A 16,737-nucleotide genomic window follows, 5' to 3' on the forward strand; every position below is an offset into this window, starting at 1 on the left:
CATTGTGGGAGCGGGCTTGCCCGCGAAGACGGCTGCACATCCGACATCTTGGTTGACTGACCCTCCGCTTTCGCGGGCAAGCCCGCTCCCACAGGTTCTTCGGCGGGTCCGGATGGCGTGCCCGACGCACATTCATTGTGGGAGCGGGCTTGCCCGCGAAGATGGCTGCACATCCGACATCTTGGTTGACTGACCCTCCGCTTTCGCGGGCAAGCTCGCGCCTACAGGGGATCCGTCGCAGGGGATGAGTACACCGCGCTAGCCGAGCAACTGACTCAACACCGCCCGCAACTTACCCGGCTTGACCGGTTTGTTGAGCAACGGCGCTTCCAGTTTGCGCAGGGCGCGGCGGCACTGGTCGCTGCGGTCGGCGGTGATGATCACGGCCGGGATCGCCCGGCTGAAGTGCTCGCGCAAGCGCCTGACCACTTCACAGCCCACCACCCCATGATCGAGGTGAAAATCCGCCAGGATCAGCTCTGGCGCACGCCCTTGCAACACGTCGATGGCGTCCGCCTCGTCGGTGGCGGTCAACACTTCGCACCCCCACTGCCCCAGCAACGCAGCCATGCTCTGCAGGATGCTCAGTTCGTTGTCGATCACCAGCAGCCGACGGCCCGGCAGCGGATTGCCGGTCACCGCCTGGGCAGGCACCTGCGACACAGGCAACGGTTTCTCAGTGGAGAGCGGCACCTCGATGCTGAACACCGAACCCCGTCCCGGACGCGAGCGGACCTGGACCCGATAGCCAAGGATGTGGGCGATGCGCTCGACAATCGCCAGCCCCAGGCCCACCCCCTTGCGATCGGCCGCCCGGCCGACATCCAACTGGTTGAATTCGAGAAAGATCGACTCCAGGCAATCGGCGGCGATGCCGCGCCCGGTGTCCCACACCTCCAGGCTCAAGCGCCCTGCCCGGCGCCGCGCCGCCAGGAGAATACCGCCTTGGTCGGTGTAGCGGCAGGCGTTGCTGAGCAGGTTACGCAGGATCCGGGTCAGCAGCCGCAGGTCGGTCATGACCGCCTCGTCGGCGAACCGCACCCGCAGCTCCAGCCCCGCCGCACCGGCCACCGATTGAAACTCCGAGGCCAGTGGCGCCAGCAGCTCGTCCAGCCGATACGGCGCCAGGTCGGGCCGGACGGCGGCCTGGTCCAGGCGGGAAATGTCCAGCAGGTCGGTGAGCAGGTCTTCTGCACCTTCCAGGGCCTGATGAGTGCGCTCCACCAGCACCCGCTCGGTGTCGGGCAGTTGCCGCTCGCGCAGCGTGGCGATCAACAGGCGCGCGGCGTTGAGCGGTTGCAGCAGGTCATGGCTGGCGGCGGCCAGGTATTTGTCCTTGCTGCGGTTGGCGGCCTGGGCCGCGTCCCGGGCGTCGCGCAATTGCCGCTCGACCCGCTCGCGCTGGGCGATCTGCTGTTGCAGGTTGTGGTTGGCTTCCAACAGCGCATCGGTGCGTTCGGCCACCCGTTGCTCCAGTTGGTCATTGAGTTGCTGCAAGCGCTGGCGGGCCAGCTCCAACTCATCGAGACGCGCCGCCAACTCGGGGTAATGGCTCTTGCGCGTGGAGTGATTGCCCAGCCCGAGCAAACCGGCCAGGGCCTTTTGCTGCTCGTCAGAGGGCTTCGCCATAGACGACCTCGACATCCCGTTGGCTCGACTCCCGAGGATTGGTGAGGATGCAGGGATCGTGCATCGCATGTTGCGACAGGAACGGGATGTCCGACGTGCTCACGCCGTGCAGGCCCAGGGTTTCGTGAAAACCGATGGTGCGCTTGAGCGCGATCAGGTGTTCCACCAGCCGGCTGCGGATCTGCCGGTGATTGAGCCCACGGCAATCGATGCCCAGGGTCTCGGCGATCACCTTGAAGCGCTCCGGCGCCGAGTTGTAGTTGAACGCCACGACGTGTTCCACCAGCACCGCGTTGCACAACCCGTGGGGCAAGTCGAGGAAGCCCCCCAGGCTATGGGACATCGCATGCACCGCGCCCAGGATCGCATTGGAGAACGCCAGCCCGGCCTGCATGCTGCCGAGCATGATCTTTTCCCGCAGCGCGACGTCCGCCGGGTTGGCGATCATCTGCACCAGGTTGCTGTTGATCAGGCGCATCGCCTCCAGCGCATGGGGGTCGGTCAATGGCCCGTGGCCGGTGGACACGAACGCCTCGATGGCATGCACCAGCGCGTCGATGCCGGTGCAGGCCGACAGGAACGGGTCCATGCTCAGGGTGGTTTCCGGGTCGATCAGCGACACATCCGGCACCGCCGCCTTGCTGACGATGGAAAACTTCATGCGTTCCTGCTGGTTGGAGATGATCACGAACTGCGACACGTCGGCCGAAGTGCCGGCGGTGGTGGGAATCAGGATCAACGGCGGGCTGGGCACATGCAGGGTGTCGACGCCTTCGAATTCGAGGATGCTGCGGCCATGGGCGACGACGATGCCGATGGCCTTGCCGCAATCCATCGGGCTGCCGCCACCGACCGCGACGATGACGTCGCAGTGGTTCTCCCGGTACAGCTCGGCACCGAGCATCACTTCCTCGACCCGGGGATTGGGCGAGACCGCACTGTAGAGGGCATAGTCGATGGCCTGGGCCTGGAGGCTGGCCTCGACATCGGCCACCCAGCCAGCGGCGATCACGCCGGGATCGGTCACGATCAGCACCTTGCGCGCACCAAAGGTCTTGGCGTAGTTGCCGACATTGTGCCGGCATCCGGCGCCGAACATGATTTCAGGAGAAACGAACTTGCGCAGCGGGCTGAGACTCATCTTTGCAGGGGCGTGGCTCATTGGTAAGCCTGTTGTTATTGTCCGGGGATACTCTGAGCCTAAAGCATCCCGCCGTGAATGCAATCAGACCAATGGGTAGCCCGGCCTGGACGCGCCAGACCGGGCCGGCACTCATCGGTTGGCGAAGTACATCGTCACTTCAAAGCCAATACGCAGGTCGGTGTACGCGGGTTTAGTCCACATGGGTCTTTCCTCTTCTTGTACCGGACGATTCCGGTGACTCATTAATGCACGGTGCGCCCTGGGTTCGAATGCTACTTTCGAACCGGTGGGCGGGGTGCGTTGGTAGCGATTTCGGGCATCACACAACACTCAAATGTGGGAGCGGGCTTGCTCGCGAAGGCGGTGGTTCAGCTTGCAGAAGTGCTGAATCTACTTACGCCTTCGCGGGCAAGCCCGCTCCCACAGGGTTTACTAGAAGAACCCCAGCGGATTGACGTCGTAGCTCACCAGCAGGTTCTTGGTCTGCTGGTAGTGATCGAGCATCATCTTGTGGGTTTCACGGCCCACGCCGGATTTCTTGTAGCCGCCGAACGCGGCATGCGCCGGGTACAGGTGGTAGCAGTTGGTCCAGACCCGACCGGCCTTGATCGCTCGGCCCATGCGGTAGGCGCGGTTGATGTCGCGGGTCCACAGGCCGGCGCCGAGGCCGAACTCGGTGTCGTTGGCGATCGCCAGGGCTTCGGCTTCGTCCTTGAAAGTGGTCACGCCCACCACCGGGCCGAAGATTTCTTCCTGGAACACGCGCATCTTGTTGTGGCCCTTGAGCAGGGTCGGCTGGATGTAATAGCCACTCGACAAGTCACCCTCCAGGCGCTCGGCCGCGCCACCGGTGAGCAGTTCGGCGCCCTCTTCCCGGGCGATGTCCAGGTACGACAGGATCTTGTCGTATTGCTGCTGCGAGGCCTGGGCGCCGACCATCGTTTCGGTGTCCAGGGGATTGCCGCGCTTGATCTTGGCGATCTTCTTCATCACCTCGGCCATGAACGGCGCGTAGATCGATTCCTGCACCAATGCCCGGGACGGGCAGGTGCAGACCTCGCCTTGGTTGAAGAACGCCAGCACCAGGCCTTCGGCGGCTTTTTCGATGAAGGCCGGCTCGGCCTGCATGATGTCCTCGAAGAAGATGTTCGGCGACTTGCCGCCCAGTTCCACGGTGGACGGGATGATGTTCTCGGCGGCGCATTTCATGATGTGCGAGCCGACCGGAGTGGAACCGGTGAAGGCGATCTTGGCAATGCGCTTGCTGGTGGCCAGGGCTTCACCGGCTTCGCGGCCAAAACCATGGACAATGTTCAGTACGCCAGGCGGCAGCAGGTCGGCGATCAGCTCGACGAACACCGTGATCGACAGCGGCGTCTGTTCCGCCGGCTTGAGCACGATGCAGTTGCCGGCCGCCAGGGCCGGGGCGAGTTTCCAGGCGGCCATCAACAGTGGGAAGTTCCACGGGATGATCTGCCCGACCACGCCCAGCGGTTCGTGGAAATGGTAGGCGGTGGTCAACTCGTTGATCTCGGCGGCGCCGCCCTCCTGGGCCCGGATGCAGCCGGCGAAATAACGGAAATGGTCGGCTGAAAGCGGCACGTCGGCGTTGAGGGTTTCGCGCACGGCCTTGCCGTTGTCCCAGGTCTCGCTGACCGCGAGCAGTTCCAGGTGTTGTTCGATGCGATCGGCGATCTTCAACAGCACCCGCGAGCGGTCCTGGACCGAGGTCTTGCCCCAGGCGTCGGCGGCGGCATGGGCGGCGTCCAGGGCCTTGTCGATGTCGGCGGCGCTGGAGCGTGGAAATTCGGCGATGACTTCGCCATTGACCGGCGAGGTGTTGGTGAAATATTCGCCGTGGACGGGCGCGACGAACTCGCCGCCGATGAAGTTGCCGTAGCGCGGCTTGAAGGAAACGACGGCGCCTGGGGTTCCGGGTTGTGCGTAGATCATGATGGGCCTCTGCCTGGTCGATGCCTGTCACGGGACAGGCGATAGGCCGATGGTAGAGAGCCCCGTGCGGCGGACGAATGCGTCGTTGGCAGGGAAGCTCTCGTTATTTGGTCGTAGGTTTTGCCGCGATCTGAGGATGACCCGGGCTTTTTTGTGGGAGCGAGCTTGCTCGCGATGGCGGCGGATCAGTCAACATCAATGCAAGATGTTCTGGCCCCATCGCGAGCAAGCTCGCTCCCACAGGTTCTACATTTTCCACAGGTTCTGCACTTGCCAGAGTTGGCTCAGTGCTTGGCCACCAAGTCCTTCGGCAACTTGAAGGTCCAAAGCATGCCGCCCTGGTTGAAGTCCTTCACCCGCTTGGCGACTTCGCCCCCCCACAGCGGCACCGCGCCGCCCCAGCCCGAGACCACGGAGACGTATTGCTCGCCGTCCATTTCCCAGGTGATCGGTGAGCCCAGCACACCGGAACCGGTCTGGAATTCCCAGACCTTCTCGCCAGTCTTGGCATTGAAGGCCTGGAGGAAGCCTTCAGGCGTGCCGGTGAACACCAGGTTGCCCTTGGTGGTCAGCACCCCGCCCCACAGCGGCGCGAAGTTCTTGTGGCGCCAGACTTCCTTGCCGGTCTTGGGGTCAATGGCCCGCAGCACGCCGATGTAGTCTTCGTTCAACGGCTTGATGGTGAACCCGGCCCCGAGGAACGCCGCGCCCTTCTTGTAGGCGATGCCTTCGTTCCAGATGTCCATGCCCCACTCGTTGGAAGGCACATAGAACAACCCGGTGTCCTGGTTGTACGCCATCGGCATCCAGTTCTTCGCGCCCAGGAACGCCGGTGCGACGAACACCGAGCTGCCCTTGGCCTCGCTGCCCGGCGCCCCCGGACGGCTGGCTTCGTTGTAGATCGGCCGCCCGTCCTTATCCAGGCCCGTGGCCCAGGTGATCTTGTCGACGAACGGGAAGCCACGAATGAACTTGCCGTTGGTGCGATCGAGCACGTAGAAGAAGCCGTTGCGGTCGGCCGTGGCCGCCGCCTTGATGTCCTTGCCGCCTTCCTTGTAGTTGAACGAAATCAGCTCGTTGACGCCGTCGTAGTCCCAGCCATCGTGCGGCGTGCTCTGGAAGTGCCACTTGATGCTGCCATCGTCCGGGTTCAGCGCCAGGCGCGACGAGGAATAGAGGTTGTCACCAGGGCGCAGGTGGGAGTTCCACGGCGCCGGGTTGCCGGTGCCGAACAGCAGCAGGTTGGTTTCCGGGTCGTAGTAACCGCCCAGCCACGGCGCAGCACCGCCCGTTTTCCAGAGATCGCCCGGCCAGGTCTTGCCGGCCTCACCGCCGGAGATCCCGTTCTCGATGGCCTTGCCGTCCTTGTAGACATAGCCCATGTGCCCTTCCACAGTCGGACGGGTCCACAGCAGCTCGCCATTCTTCGGGTCGAAAGCGCTGATCTGGCCCACCACACCAAACTCGCCACCGGCCACGCCGGTGATCAGCTTGCCGTTGATCACCAGCGGCGCGGCACTGATGGAATAACCTTCCTTGTGGTCGGCGACCTTCTTGCTCCACACCACTTTGCCGGTGTCCTTGTTCAAGGCCACCAGCTTGGCATCGAGGGTGCCGAAGAACACCAGGTCGCCATACAGCGCCACGCCACGGTTGATCACGTCGCAGCAAGGGCGGATGTCATCGGGCAGGCGCGCGTCGTATTGCCAGAGTTTCTTGCCGGTGCGCGCATCCACGGCAAACACCCGCGAATAGGAACCGGTGAGGTACATCACCCCATCCTTGATCATGGGCTGCGCCTGTTGGCCGCGTTGCTTCTCACCACCGAAGGAGAAGGCCCAGACCGGGCGCAAATCCTTGACGTTGTCGGTGTTGAGGGTCGCCAGCGGGCTGTAGCGCTGGCCCTGGACACCCAGGCCGTTGGTCACGACCTGCTGCGGGTTCTTCGGGTCCTGGAGAATTTCCTGATCGGTCACGGCGGCCAAGGCCGAACCGGACAGCAGCATGGCACTGAGCAGCAAGCTCACGGCGAAGGGTTGGCGACGTGCGGGATGAGTCATGACGGCTACCTCTGCGATTATTGTTATACCCGGGAAATTTTCCCGGTCTGGCGCAGATTCTTGGGCCCGCAGCCCCTGCCAACAATTGCCCGCTGTGTTGAGTTTTCTAGTTCCTTGGTACATGTGATGAGCAGGCCGGGGCGGCAGGTCCCTGTGGCGAGGGAGCTTGCTCCCGCTGGGTTGCGCAGCAGCCCCCCCCATTTTTGGCCCACCTTGGGCTATCAGGTTTGGCTGGATATTTTTAGGGCCGCTGCGCGCCCCAGCGGGAGCAAGCTCCCTCGCCACGGGATTATCGAGGCTTGCTATCCACCCGCTTCATCCCCGCCCGCTCATACCGCGGATACAGGTGGCTGACACTGCGGATCAACTCATACCGACTCAGGCTGATACCGGCGAAGCGCTCGGGGATGGGGCTGCGGATCATCTCGGCCATGTCGTCGCCCCGTGCGGCGCCTTCGCGCATCAGTTGATCGAGCCAACCGAGGTAATCGCGCATCTGCACAAAGGAGCCGCTGTCGCTTGCCACCGGGCCGTGGCCGGGCACGATCAGTTTCCAGGGCAAGGCCTGCAAGGTGTCCAGGTCGTGGAGCCAGACATCGAGTCCGGGGCTGTTGGGAGTGGTCAGGGCGCGCTCGTAGAACACCAGGTCACCGGCGAACAATACGCCCGTGGTTTCATCGAGGATCGCCAGGTCCGCGCCGGTGTGCCCGGCCATCTGCAACAGCCGCAACGAATGATTGCCCACCTGCAGCGGACCAGGCACCAGCACCTGGGTCGGCAACACCACCTCGGTGCCGCGCATCCAGTCGCCCACCAATCGGTACATGTTCTCCGCCAGCGCATCGCCCTGCTCGCGCAACAGTTGCGTGGTGCCCGCCAGCGCGCCGATGGGCACGTCGCCGAAGGCCTGGTTGCCGAGCACATGGTCGGGGTGGTGATGGGTCAGCAGCACCTGGATGACCGGTTTGTCAGTCGTTGCCGCGATGGCCTGGCGCAGGGCCTCGCCGTAGCGCTTGGACGGCCCGGTGTCGATCACCACCACCCCGGCGTCGGTGACGATGAAGCCGCTGTTGACGATGTTGCCGCCGTTGGCCTTGGCAAAGTTCTCGGTGCTGCCTTCCAGCAGCCAGGTGTCCACGGCGATCTGCCGGGGCTTGAGCCCATAGTCCGCCAAGGCCCAGGCCGGCCAGTACAGGCCCATGAAGATCAACAACAACCAGCGCATGGCGCACTCCTTGGGGTCAGGGAATTGCCGCTTCGAAAGCGTTGCCGCTGTTGTCACGCAGCAGCAACCGGGTGCGGCCCGGGCCCTGGATGTCGAAGCCCAGGTTGGGGTTTTCGCTGACGGCTGGGAACAGCTCCAGGCGCGCCAACTCTTCGCCGTCGGCCCCCAGCAGTTGGGCCTGGTTGAGATAGAACTCAGGGATGCCGCTCACCAGGCCGTTGTCCATCGGGTGGGCGACCTGCAAACGCAAGCGACTGCCATCACCCCGGGGATAGCGGGCCCCGAGCACTTCGCCCAGGTGTTCTTCCCAACCGGGCTGGGTGCGCACCACGCTGGGCGCGGTGCAGCCGCCACCGGCCGCGTCGATCAAGGTCGAGCCGACGTGCCACAGGCCATCGCGGGTCTGTACGGCGGCGCGCAATGGCGTGGCCTGTTCGATGCGAATGCGGATCGACAGCCAGGGCTGCACCCGCGCCACTGGCTGGAAATCGACGATTTTCGGCAACGGGTTCAGTTCAGCCCAGGCCAACACCCGTACCACGTCCACGCCGAGGGCCCGGGCATCGATTTCCAGCGGCACCTGGCGCGCATCTTCGGCAAAGGGCGGGGCCAACAACCGGACCCGATCGTCGAACACGAACGGCGCATCGCCCAGCAGTTGCTTGTGATAGAACGCCCACATCACCGACGGCACCGGATCCTTTTCCGGCTCGACGGCCGCCAGCCCCATCATCGGCAGGCCAAGGCCCAACAGCCCACACACGAGCCATTTCATCCCTTGCGCCCCTACTGATACATCTGCGGCACGTCATACCGCAGGCCGTAATGGGCATAGATGGCCTTGAGGCTGCCGTCGCGGATCAGCCCCTCCAGGGCCTCTTCCACTGCATAGGCCAACTGGCGGTTGCTTTCATGCACCGCCATGCCGATTTCCCAGCGCTGCTTGCCCATGTTCGGGTAGGCGTTTTCCGCCAGCGCCAGTTGCGGGTCGGCCGCCTGGTGCACCTGCCAGTCAACCTCCCCGCGCATGGCCATGACCGCATCGACCTCCCCGGCCTGCATGGCCTTGAAGGCCTGGCTCACGCCAGGGTAATGGTGGGTTTTGGCGCTGAGCATGCCGTTGAACACCGACGTCAGGTAGAACGACGGCACGCTGTCCACTTCAACGCCAATGGGGTGCTGCTGGAACACCGCGACGCTCGCCACCGAGTCCAGGCGCCGACGGTCAAACGCCACCTGCCAGCACTCCTGCTGATAGGGGCCGAACATCACCACCTGGGCATTCTCCAGCTCACCGACATCGTTGCGCTTTTGCACGTAGTCGTGATCGTAGGGCACCCGCATCATCAGGTCGGCAAGCTGGCGGTCGTGCAGCGGGCTGGCGCGCCAGATGTAGTCGCGCAGGTCGTCATCGAGCTTCTCGCCCGGCGGCGCCCAGATCAATTGCAGGCGCACGCCCAGGGCCTTGGCCAGGGCCTGCGCCAACTCGACGTCGACGCCCCTGGGTTGGCCCTGGTCTTCGAAGCTGTAGGGGGCGAAGTCCTTGTAGACCGCCACCTTCAACTCGCCGGCGGCGATCATCTGGTCGTAGCTGCGCACCTGCGCCTGCACCGCCTGGCCCCACAGCAGCAGGCTGCATATCACCCACGCGAACAGGCGCATGACGATCACTCCTCGACGTGCACGCTGTCCAGGTAAGAGCGCACCGCCCACAAGGCCTCCTGGCTCAGGTAGTCGGCCATTTTCGGCATGTAGACCCGACCATCGCGCACGGCACCGTGGCGCACGCGCTCGACGAACCATTCGTCTCCAGCCTCGGCGGCATCGAGCATGCGCAGGTCCGGGGCGATGCCGCCAGACTTGGCCTCCAGGCCATGGCAGGCCGCACAGTTCTGGTTGTACGCCGAAGCACCGATTTCCACCGCCTTGTCGCGTTCAGGGGAATTGCGATAAGGGTTCTGGGAAGCCCAGCCGTCGGCGTCGAGCGGCAGGTTGCTGTCCTTGACCGGGGTCAGCCCTTTGGTTTCCACTGCCTGGGGCACTACGTTGCCGTGGGCCCACACCGGGCCTGCGCCGATCAGCCCCATCAGCAAGGCGCTAGCGATGATGGCGTTGCGTTTTGTTGTCATTGTTATGCCCTCTCAGATTGCACGCAAACCTCTCTGCAGAGGCCGTGCCGTCATCTTAGAAAGCGCCCGTTCCCCGCCGAATGCTGCTTTGGTGGCCGGGGTCTAGTTCCTTGGTAGCAAGCCCTCCGACGCAAGTCGCAAAGACACCCGGATCGGGAAGTCTTCCCGGCAAGGGCGGGACTTTTTCCGTATCGGCCAGGCACCACCACGACCGACCCTAGTCAGGCCAAAACCTCACTGGGAATCGCTACCATGACAATAAGAACACTGCCCCCCTTCTCCCCCCTGGCCGTTGCCGTGCAGGCCCTGATGCTGGCCGGCAGCCTGACGCTGGGCACGCTGGCCCACGCCGCCGCGACTGCCCCGGGCGTGACCTGGGAAGACATCGCCAACGACCACCTGACCACCCGGGATGTCCTGCAGTACGGCATGGGCACCAACGCCCAGCGCTGGAGCCCGCTGGCCCAGGTCAACGACAAGAACGTGTTCAAGCTGACCCCCGCCTGGTCCTACTCCTTCGGCGACGAAAAGCAGCGCGGCCAGGAGTCCCAGGCCATCGTCAGCGACGGCGTGGTCTACGTCACCGGCTCGTACTCGCGGGTCTTTGCCCTCGATGCCAAGACGGGCAAGCGCCTGTGGACCTACAACCACCGGCTGCCGGACAACATCCGTCCGTGCTGCGATGTGGTCAACCGCGGCGCGGCGATCTATGGCGACAAAATCTACTTCGGCACGCTGGATGCCCGGGTGGTCGCCCTGGACAAGAACACCGGCAAGGTGGTCTGGAACAAGAAGTTTGGCGACCACGCCGGCGGCTACACCATGACCGGAGCGCCGGTGCTGATCAAGGACAAGACCAGCGGCAAGGTGCTGTTGATCCACGGCAGCTCCGGCGACGAGTTCGGTGTGGTCGGGCAGTTGTTCGCCCGCGACCCGGAGACCGGCGAAGAGGTCTGGATGCGTCCCTTCGTCGAAGGCCACATGGGCCGCCTCAACGGCAAGGACAGTACACCCACCGGCGACGTCAAGGCACCGTCCTGGCCCGATGACAAGACCACCGAGACCGGCAAGGTCGAAGCCTGGAGCCATGGCGGCGGCGCACCCTGGCAGAGTGCGAGCTTCGACCCCGAGACCAACACCATCATTGTCGGCGCGGGCAACCCCGGCCCTTGGAACACCTGGGCGCGCACGGCCAAGGACGGCAACCCCCACGATTACGACAGCCTCTACACCTCAGGCCAGGTGGGCGTCGACCCGAGCACCGGCGAAGTGAAGTGGTTCTACCAGCACACGCCCAACGATGCCTGGGATTTTTCCGGCAACAACGAGCTGGTGCTGTTCGACTACAAGGACAAGGACGGCAAGGTGGTCAAGGCCACCGCCCACGCCGACCGCAACGGCTTTTTCTATGTGGTCGACCGCCACAACGGCAAGCTGCAGAACGCCTTTCCCTTCGTCGACAACATCACCTGGGCCAGCCACATCGACCTGAAGACCGGCCGCCCGGTGGAGAACCCCGGCCAGCGTCCGGCCAAGCCCCTGCCCGGCGAAACCAAGGGCAAGCCGGTGGAAGTCTCGCCGCCGTTCCTCGGTGGCAAAAACTGGAATCCCATGGCCTACAGCCAGGACACCGGGCTGTTCTACGTGCCCGGCAACCAGTGGAAAGAGGAGTACTGGACCGAAGAAGTGAACTACAAGAAAGGCTCGGCCTACCTGGGCATGGGGTTTCGCATCAAGCGCATGTACGACGATCACGTCGGCACCTTGCGGGCGATGAACCCCACCACCGGCAAGGTCGTCTGGGAACACAAGGAGCCCTTGCCGCTCTGGGCCGGCGTGCTGGCCACCAAGGGTAACCTGGTGTTCACCGGCACCGGCGACGGGTTCTTCAAGGCCTTCGACGCCAAGACCGGCCAGGAGCTGTGGAAATTCCAGACCGGCAGCGGGATCGTCTCTCCGCCCATCACCTGGGAGCAGGATGGCGAGCAGTACATCGGCGTCACCGTCGGCTATGGCGGCGCGGTGCCGTTGTGGGGCGGCGACATGGCCGAACTGACCAAGCCGGTGGCCCAGGGCGGGTCGTTCTGGGTGTTCAAGATCCCAGCTTGGGATAAGGCCACGGCACAAAAATAACTTGAGCCCAACCGGGTCCCGACCCACACCACAACCCTCTGTGGGAGCGAGCTTGCTCGCGATAGCGCAGTGTCAGTCAACATGAATGCTGGCTGAACCACCGCCATCGCGAGCAAGCCCGCTCCCACACTTACCTGAGTTGATGCCATGAAACTCTTGCCATTGCTGCTTCTGCTCGTCGGCACCTTTGCCCAGGCTGACGACTCTGACACCGTTCTGACGATCAACGGCTGCCTCATCGCCGAATCCAGCCAATGCCCCGGCGCCAATCTGCGGGGCGCAAAACTGGCGAATCAGGACTTGCGCAAAATGAACCTTAGCGGCGCCGATCTGCGCGATGCCGACCTGCGGCACGCACGCCTGGACCTGGCCAACCTGGAGAAAGCCCAGTTACAAGGCGCCAACCTGACCCGCGCCAGCCTGCAACAGAGCAACCTGCGCCTGGCCGACTTCAGCGACGCCACGCTCAAGGCCATCCAGGGTTGGGGGCTGTTTGCCCAGGGTGCGCAGTTCCAGCGGGCCGACCTGAGCGCGGCCTACCTGCAATTCGCCCGCCTGTCCGGCGCCAGACTGCAAGGCGCCAACCTGCAGGCCGCCGACCTGGAAATGGCCTGGCTGAGCAAGGCCGACCTCACGGCCGCCGACTTGCGCGACGCCAACCTGCAAGAAGCCAAGCTGGGGGAAAGCAAACTGGCGCAGGCCAACCTGAGCGGCTCACGCCAGCACTACGGCAATTTCCAGAATGCGAACATGGAAGGCTGCGAGGGGTGTCCAACCTCCTGGGATCAGTGAGCCTGTCGTGCCCCCCTGTGGCGAGGGAGCTTGCTCCCGCTGGGTTGCGAAGCAGCCCCAATAGGGACAACTCAATGAACCTGGCACACCGAAGTGCCGGTTTTTGGGGGCGCTCCGCACCCCAGCGGGAGCAAGCTCCCTCGCCACAATCGGGTAGGTCTTTCAGATCAGATGTTCACCCCGCCACCCGCACCACCCCCAGATCGATCCCCAGATGCACCAATTCGGCATGAGAGCTGACCTGCAGCTTGCTCTTGAGCAGCGTCAGGTGGTTGGAGACGGTCTTGGCGCTGATGCACAACTGCTCGGCAATCGTGCGCGCCGGGGTGCCCTTGGCGAGCATGACGAAGATTTCCAGCTCGCGCTGGGTCATGCATTGCAGGCGCGGATCGACAGCGTGCCGGGAGCTGGCGCAGGCCAGCTGCGTCGCCAGGGACTGTTCGATGTAGGCATGCCCGGCCAGCACCCGGCGGACCGCTTCCACCAGCACCTGGGGCGCCGAATTCTTGGTCAGGTAGCCCGCCGCGCCGGCGTCCAGGGCCTGACGCACCAACGGCAGTTCGTCGTGCATGCTGAAGAACAACACCCGCAGTTGCGGCAGGCGCTGGCGCAGGCGCCGGGTGGTTTCCAACCCGCTGATGCCTGGCAGGCCAAAGTCCATGATCACCAGGTGAGGCAGTTGCTCCTGGACCAGGTTCAGCGCCTCCTCTCCGGTGGCCGCCTCCCGCACCTGCAAGTCCGGCATCAGTGCCCGCAGCAGGCTGGCATAGCCCTGCCGAACCACCGCATGATCATCCACCAGCAAAATGTTCATCAGCCCTCCAGAGGCATGTTCAAGGCCAGCGCCCAACCGTCGCCGGGCTGGCTGATAATGCGCAACTCGCCGCCGAGGCTGCGGGCCCGCTCCATCATCGAATGCAGGCCCACGCCGGCGCGCGGCGGCTGCTTCGCACCGCGGCCGTTGTCACGCACCAGCAGGCGCAGGCGCCCGGCCCGGTGTTGCAGGCGGATCCGCACCCGTGTGGCGCCCGCATGCCGGGCCACGTTGGTCAACGCTTCCTGCAACAAGCGATACAGATGAGTTTTTTCCGCCCCCGGCAACGCCGGCAGCGCTTGATCGATGTGCACCTGGCAAGCGATGCCCTGGTTCTTCTGCCATTGCCCGGCAAGCAAGCCGACGGCTTCGTGCAACGACAAGTGCTGCAAGACCACCGGGTACAGGTCATGCACCAGCGCGCGGAACCCCTGCTGTAAATGCTCGCAGTGTTCCTCCAACTGACCGACCGTCTGCTCCAGCACCGGAGGCTGGTCCAGCACCAGGCGCAGCAGGCAGGCGCGAGCGCGAATGCCCGCCACATACTGGCCCAGGTCATCGTGCAGGGTCTGGGCCAGCTGGGTGCGCTCCTGCTCCTGCACGGCCAACAGCGCCTGGGTGAGCCGGGCATTGTCGGCCTGGGCCTGGGCCAGCGCGGCGGTCATCCGGTTGAAATGCCCGGCCAGTTGCTGGGCTTCAGGCACGCCTTCGGCCGGCAGGCGCACGTGCAGGTTCCCGGCGGACACCTGACGCAGCGCATCGAGCAACTCATCCAGCAGGCGCATGCCCTGGCGCACCGCCCAGCGAATCACCAACAGGCTGACCAACAGAGCCAGGGCGCAGACGCCCAGCAGTTGCACCAGCGAGTCGAGGATCTCATCGATTTCGTCCCGAGGATCGACCGCAATCCAGGCCCGTCGACCGTCCCGCAGGTCCACCACTTGAGGGGCGGGCCCATCCTCCAGCAACCGCTGGCCGAGCCAGTCCTTGAGCCCGGCGTCGGGATCGGCCGGAAACTGTTCCCCCGGCGCCAACCAACGGACGCGGACGTGGCGCAGGCTGCCGGTGAGTCGCGGTTGCAGGCTGGCCGGGTCGCGTTCGGCGGTTTCGCGCAGGTAATGCACCACCGACCCGGCCGATTGCAGTTCGCGCTGCACATCGGCGACGGCCTGGTGCAACAGCAGCGTGGCGCAGGCCAGGGTCACCAGGGCGAAGAACACCGTGACCCAGAGATTGATTCGCCAGAGGGCTGACATGGTTAGCGGCCTGTTGTCGGAACTGACGCACAACCTTCATGCACGCCACAGTTCCTTTGTGGGAGCGGGCTTGCTCGCGAAAGCGATGGGTCAGCTTGCATCGGCATCGACAGGACTGCCGCCTTCGCGAGCAAGCCCGCTCCCACAGGGGATTGCGGGTGTTTGAATGTTTTGTGCCTGGCAGAAAACCGATCCACTCCAACCAGGCTCAGGATCAGCAACAGCGGCAAGAGCAGCGCTTTGAACATTCGCACAATCTGTGCGCTCCCTGATGAATGCCCCATGCCTGCATGCTAAAACCCCGGCACCCGCGGCGGGTTACTACCTTGGTACTGGCCCGGCGGTACTTTCTGCATATTTCCCCGGGCCCAACGGCTTCCTATGCTGGCGCTACCTGCAATGGAGGTGGTATGCGCCGGCTCGTCAGTTACGCCTTGATTCCCTTGCTGGCAGCGGCCAGTGGCTGGCTGCCGGGCGTCGTCCAGGCTGCTGAGAACACGCCCTTGCAAGTGCGCATCGGTTACCTGGGCTATCGCCCCGACCCAGGGCCATTGCTGTCCAACGTGATCGCCGAACCCTCCGACGCGGGGCTGCGCGGCGCCGAACTGGCGGTGATCGACAGCAACAGCACCGGGCGTTTCCTGAAGCAGGACTACCGCCTGGAAAGCGCCCAGGTCGACACCCCCGAAGCCCTGCTGCAGGCGGCCCGCGCCCAGCATGAACAGGGCTTGCGGCTGTTCGTGGTGAATGCCCCGGCGGCGAGCCTGCGCCAACTCAGCGCCGCCCTGCCCGACAGCCTGATCTTCAACGCCGGCAGCCCCGACGACAGCCTGCGCACCACCGACTGCCTGGGCAACGTGCTGCACAGCCTGCCCGACCGGGCCATGCTCGCCGATGCGCTGGTGCAGTTCAGCGTGGTGCGCAAATGGCAGCGGGCGCTGTTGATCGTCGGCCAGACTGCCGACGACCAGGCCTACGCCGCCGCCCTGCGCCGGGCGATGAAGCGCTTCGGAATGAAAATCGTCGCCGAAAAGGCCTGGCAGTTCGACAACGACCAACGCCGCAGCGCCCAGGCCGACATGCCGCTGTTCACCCAAGCCGCCGAGTACGACGTGGTGCTGGTGGCCGATGAGCGCGGCGATTTTGGCGAATACCTGCCCTACCAGACCTGGTACCCGCGCCCGGTCGCCGGCACGCAGGGGCTGACCCCCACCGGCTGGCACAAGACCGTGGAAACCTACGGCGCCGCCCAGTTGCAGAAACGCTTCGAGAACCTGGCCGGCCGCTGGATGAACGACCGCGACTTCGCGGCCTGGATCGCCGTGCGCAGCATCGCCAGCGCGGTGAGCAAACTGCGCCAGGACGACCCCTTCGCCATCCGCCAACTGGCCCTGGGCGACCAATTGCCCCTGGACGGCTTCAAGGGCCGCAAACTCAGCTACCGCCCCTGGAACGGCCAACTGCGCCAACCGATTCCCCTGGTCCAGCCGCGCGCGCTGGTCAGCACTTCGCCCCAAGAGGGCTTCCTGCATCCCACCAATGAAATGGACAGCCTGGGCTACGACCAGCCCGAAGTGAGCTGTCGCTACCCCTGATCGCACA

Annotated in this window: 14 protein-coding genes; 3 read left to right on the plus strand and 11 right to left on the minus strand. The window is 64.6% G+C overall.

Annotated elements, in window-relative coordinates; translation table 11 throughout:
- Positions 1-258: 258 nt before the first annotated feature.
- From AD664_RS06090 to pedF, 9 genes are all read right to left on the minus strand, one after another.
- A complete protein-coding gene (locus tag AD664_RS06090) occupies positions 259-1,629 on the minus strand; it encodes a hybrid sensor histidine kinase/response regulator (RefSeq protein WP_053145163.1) in 1,371 nt (456 codons plus the stop codon).
- The gene (gene ercA / locus AD664_RS06095) at positions 1,613-2,770 is read right to left on the minus strand and encodes an alcohol dehydrogenase-like regulatory protein ErcA (RefSeq protein ID WP_157061548.1); all 1,158 of its coding nucleotides are present in this window, start codon (positions 2,768-2,770) and stop codon (positions 1,613-1,615) included. The genes AD664_RS06090 and ercA overlap by 17 nt, the downstream gene beginning before the upstream one ends.
- Positions 2,771-2,902: 132 nt before the next feature.
- Positions 2,903-2,974: a pyrroloquinoline quinone precursor peptide PqqA gene (gene pqqA / locus AD664_RS26860; protein WP_003243383.1), complete on the minus strand. Its 72-nt coding sequence runs from the start codon at positions 2,972-2,974 to the stop codon at positions 2,903-2,905.
- Positions 2,975-3,205: 231 nt separating this feature from the next.
- Positions 3,206-4,726 carry an aldehyde dehydrogenase family protein gene (locus tag AD664_RS06100; protein ID WP_042729339.1) on the minus strand — a complete coding sequence of 507 codons (1,521 nt, stop codon included), beginning with the start codon at positions 4,724-4,726 and terminating at the stop codon, positions 3,206-3,208.
- Between the two features lie 284 nt (positions 4,727-5,010).
- Complete coding sequence (locus AD664_RS06105) at positions 5,011-6,786, minus strand: PQQ-dependent methanol/ethanol family dehydrogenase (RefSeq protein WP_042729338.1); 1,776 nt, start codon at positions 6,784-6,786, stop codon at positions 5,011-5,013.
- A 289-nt stretch (positions 6,787-7,075) separates the two neighbouring features.
- Positions 7,076-8,011 (minus strand): quinoprotein relay system zinc metallohydrolase 1, encoded by a 936-nt coding sequence (locus AD664_RS06110; RefSeq protein WP_053145167.1) that lies wholly within the window; start codon positions 8,009-8,011, stop codon positions 7,076-7,078.
- A gap of 16 nt (positions 8,012-8,027) precedes the next feature.
- A complete protein-coding gene (locus AD664_RS06115; RefSeq protein ID WP_256207080.1) occupies positions 8,028-8,744 on the minus strand; it encodes a quinoprotein dehydrogenase-associated SoxYZ-like carrier in 717 nt (238 codons plus the stop codon).
- A gap of 53 nt (positions 8,745-8,797) precedes the next feature.
- Positions 8,798-9,673, minus strand: coding sequence for an ABC transporter substrate-binding protein (locus tag AD664_RS06120; protein WP_053145171.1), 876 nt, complete (start codon positions 9,671-9,673; stop codon positions 8,798-8,800).
- 5 nt (positions 9,674-9,678) lie between these two features.
- Positions 9,679-10,140, minus strand: coding sequence for a cytochrome c-550 PedF (gene pedF / locus AD664_RS06125; RefSeq protein ID WP_053145173.1), 462 nt, complete (start codon positions 10,138-10,140; stop codon positions 9,679-9,681).
- A gap of 309 nt (positions 10,141-10,449) precedes the next feature.
- Between pedF and exaA the strand changes: the two genes are divergently transcribed.
- Together exaA and AD664_RS06135 are read left to right on the plus strand one after the other, a co-directional pair.
- Complete coding sequence (gene exaA, locus AD664_RS06130) at positions 10,450-12,273, plus strand: quinoprotein ethanol dehydrogenase (protein WP_371260949.1); 1,824 nt, start codon at positions 10,450-10,452, stop codon at positions 12,271-12,273.
- A 147-nt stretch (positions 12,274-12,420) separates the two neighbouring features.
- A complete protein-coding gene (locus tag AD664_RS06135; RefSeq protein WP_053145177.1) occupies positions 12,421-13,065 on the plus strand; it encodes a pentapeptide repeat-containing protein in 645 nt (214 codons plus the stop codon).
- A gap of 175 nt (positions 13,066-13,240) precedes the next feature.
- Here the strand turns inward: AD664_RS06135 and AD664_RS06140 are convergent, their stop codons facing one another.
- Entirely contained in the window at positions 13,241-13,879 is a 639-nt protein-coding gene (locus tag AD664_RS06140) for a response regulator transcription factor (protein ID WP_042729331.1), read from the minus strand.
- Positions 13,879-15,135, minus strand: a complete 1,257-nt coding sequence (locus AD664_RS06145; protein WP_053145179.1) for a sensor histidine kinase — start codon at positions 15,133-15,135, stop codon at positions 13,879-13,881. Before AD664_RS06145 ends, AD664_RS06140 begins: the two co-directional genes overlap by 1 nt.
- Before the next feature lie 410 nt (positions 15,136-15,545).
- Between AD664_RS06145 and AD664_RS06150 the strand changes: the two genes are divergently transcribed.
- The gene (locus tag AD664_RS06150; protein ID WP_053145181.1) at positions 15,546-16,730 is read left to right on the plus strand and encodes an ABC transporter substrate-binding protein; all 1,185 of its coding nucleotides are present in this window, start codon (positions 15,546-15,548) and stop codon (positions 16,728-16,730) included.
- The last annotated feature ends 7 nt before the right edge of the window (positions 16,731-16,737 follow it).

Origin of the sequence: Pseudomonas sp. P97.38 (assembly GCF_001269745.1) — a bacterium.
Lineage (GTDB): Bacteria > Pseudomonadota > Gammaproteobacteria > Pseudomonadales > Pseudomonadaceae > Aquipseudomonas > Aquipseudomonas chlororaphis_E.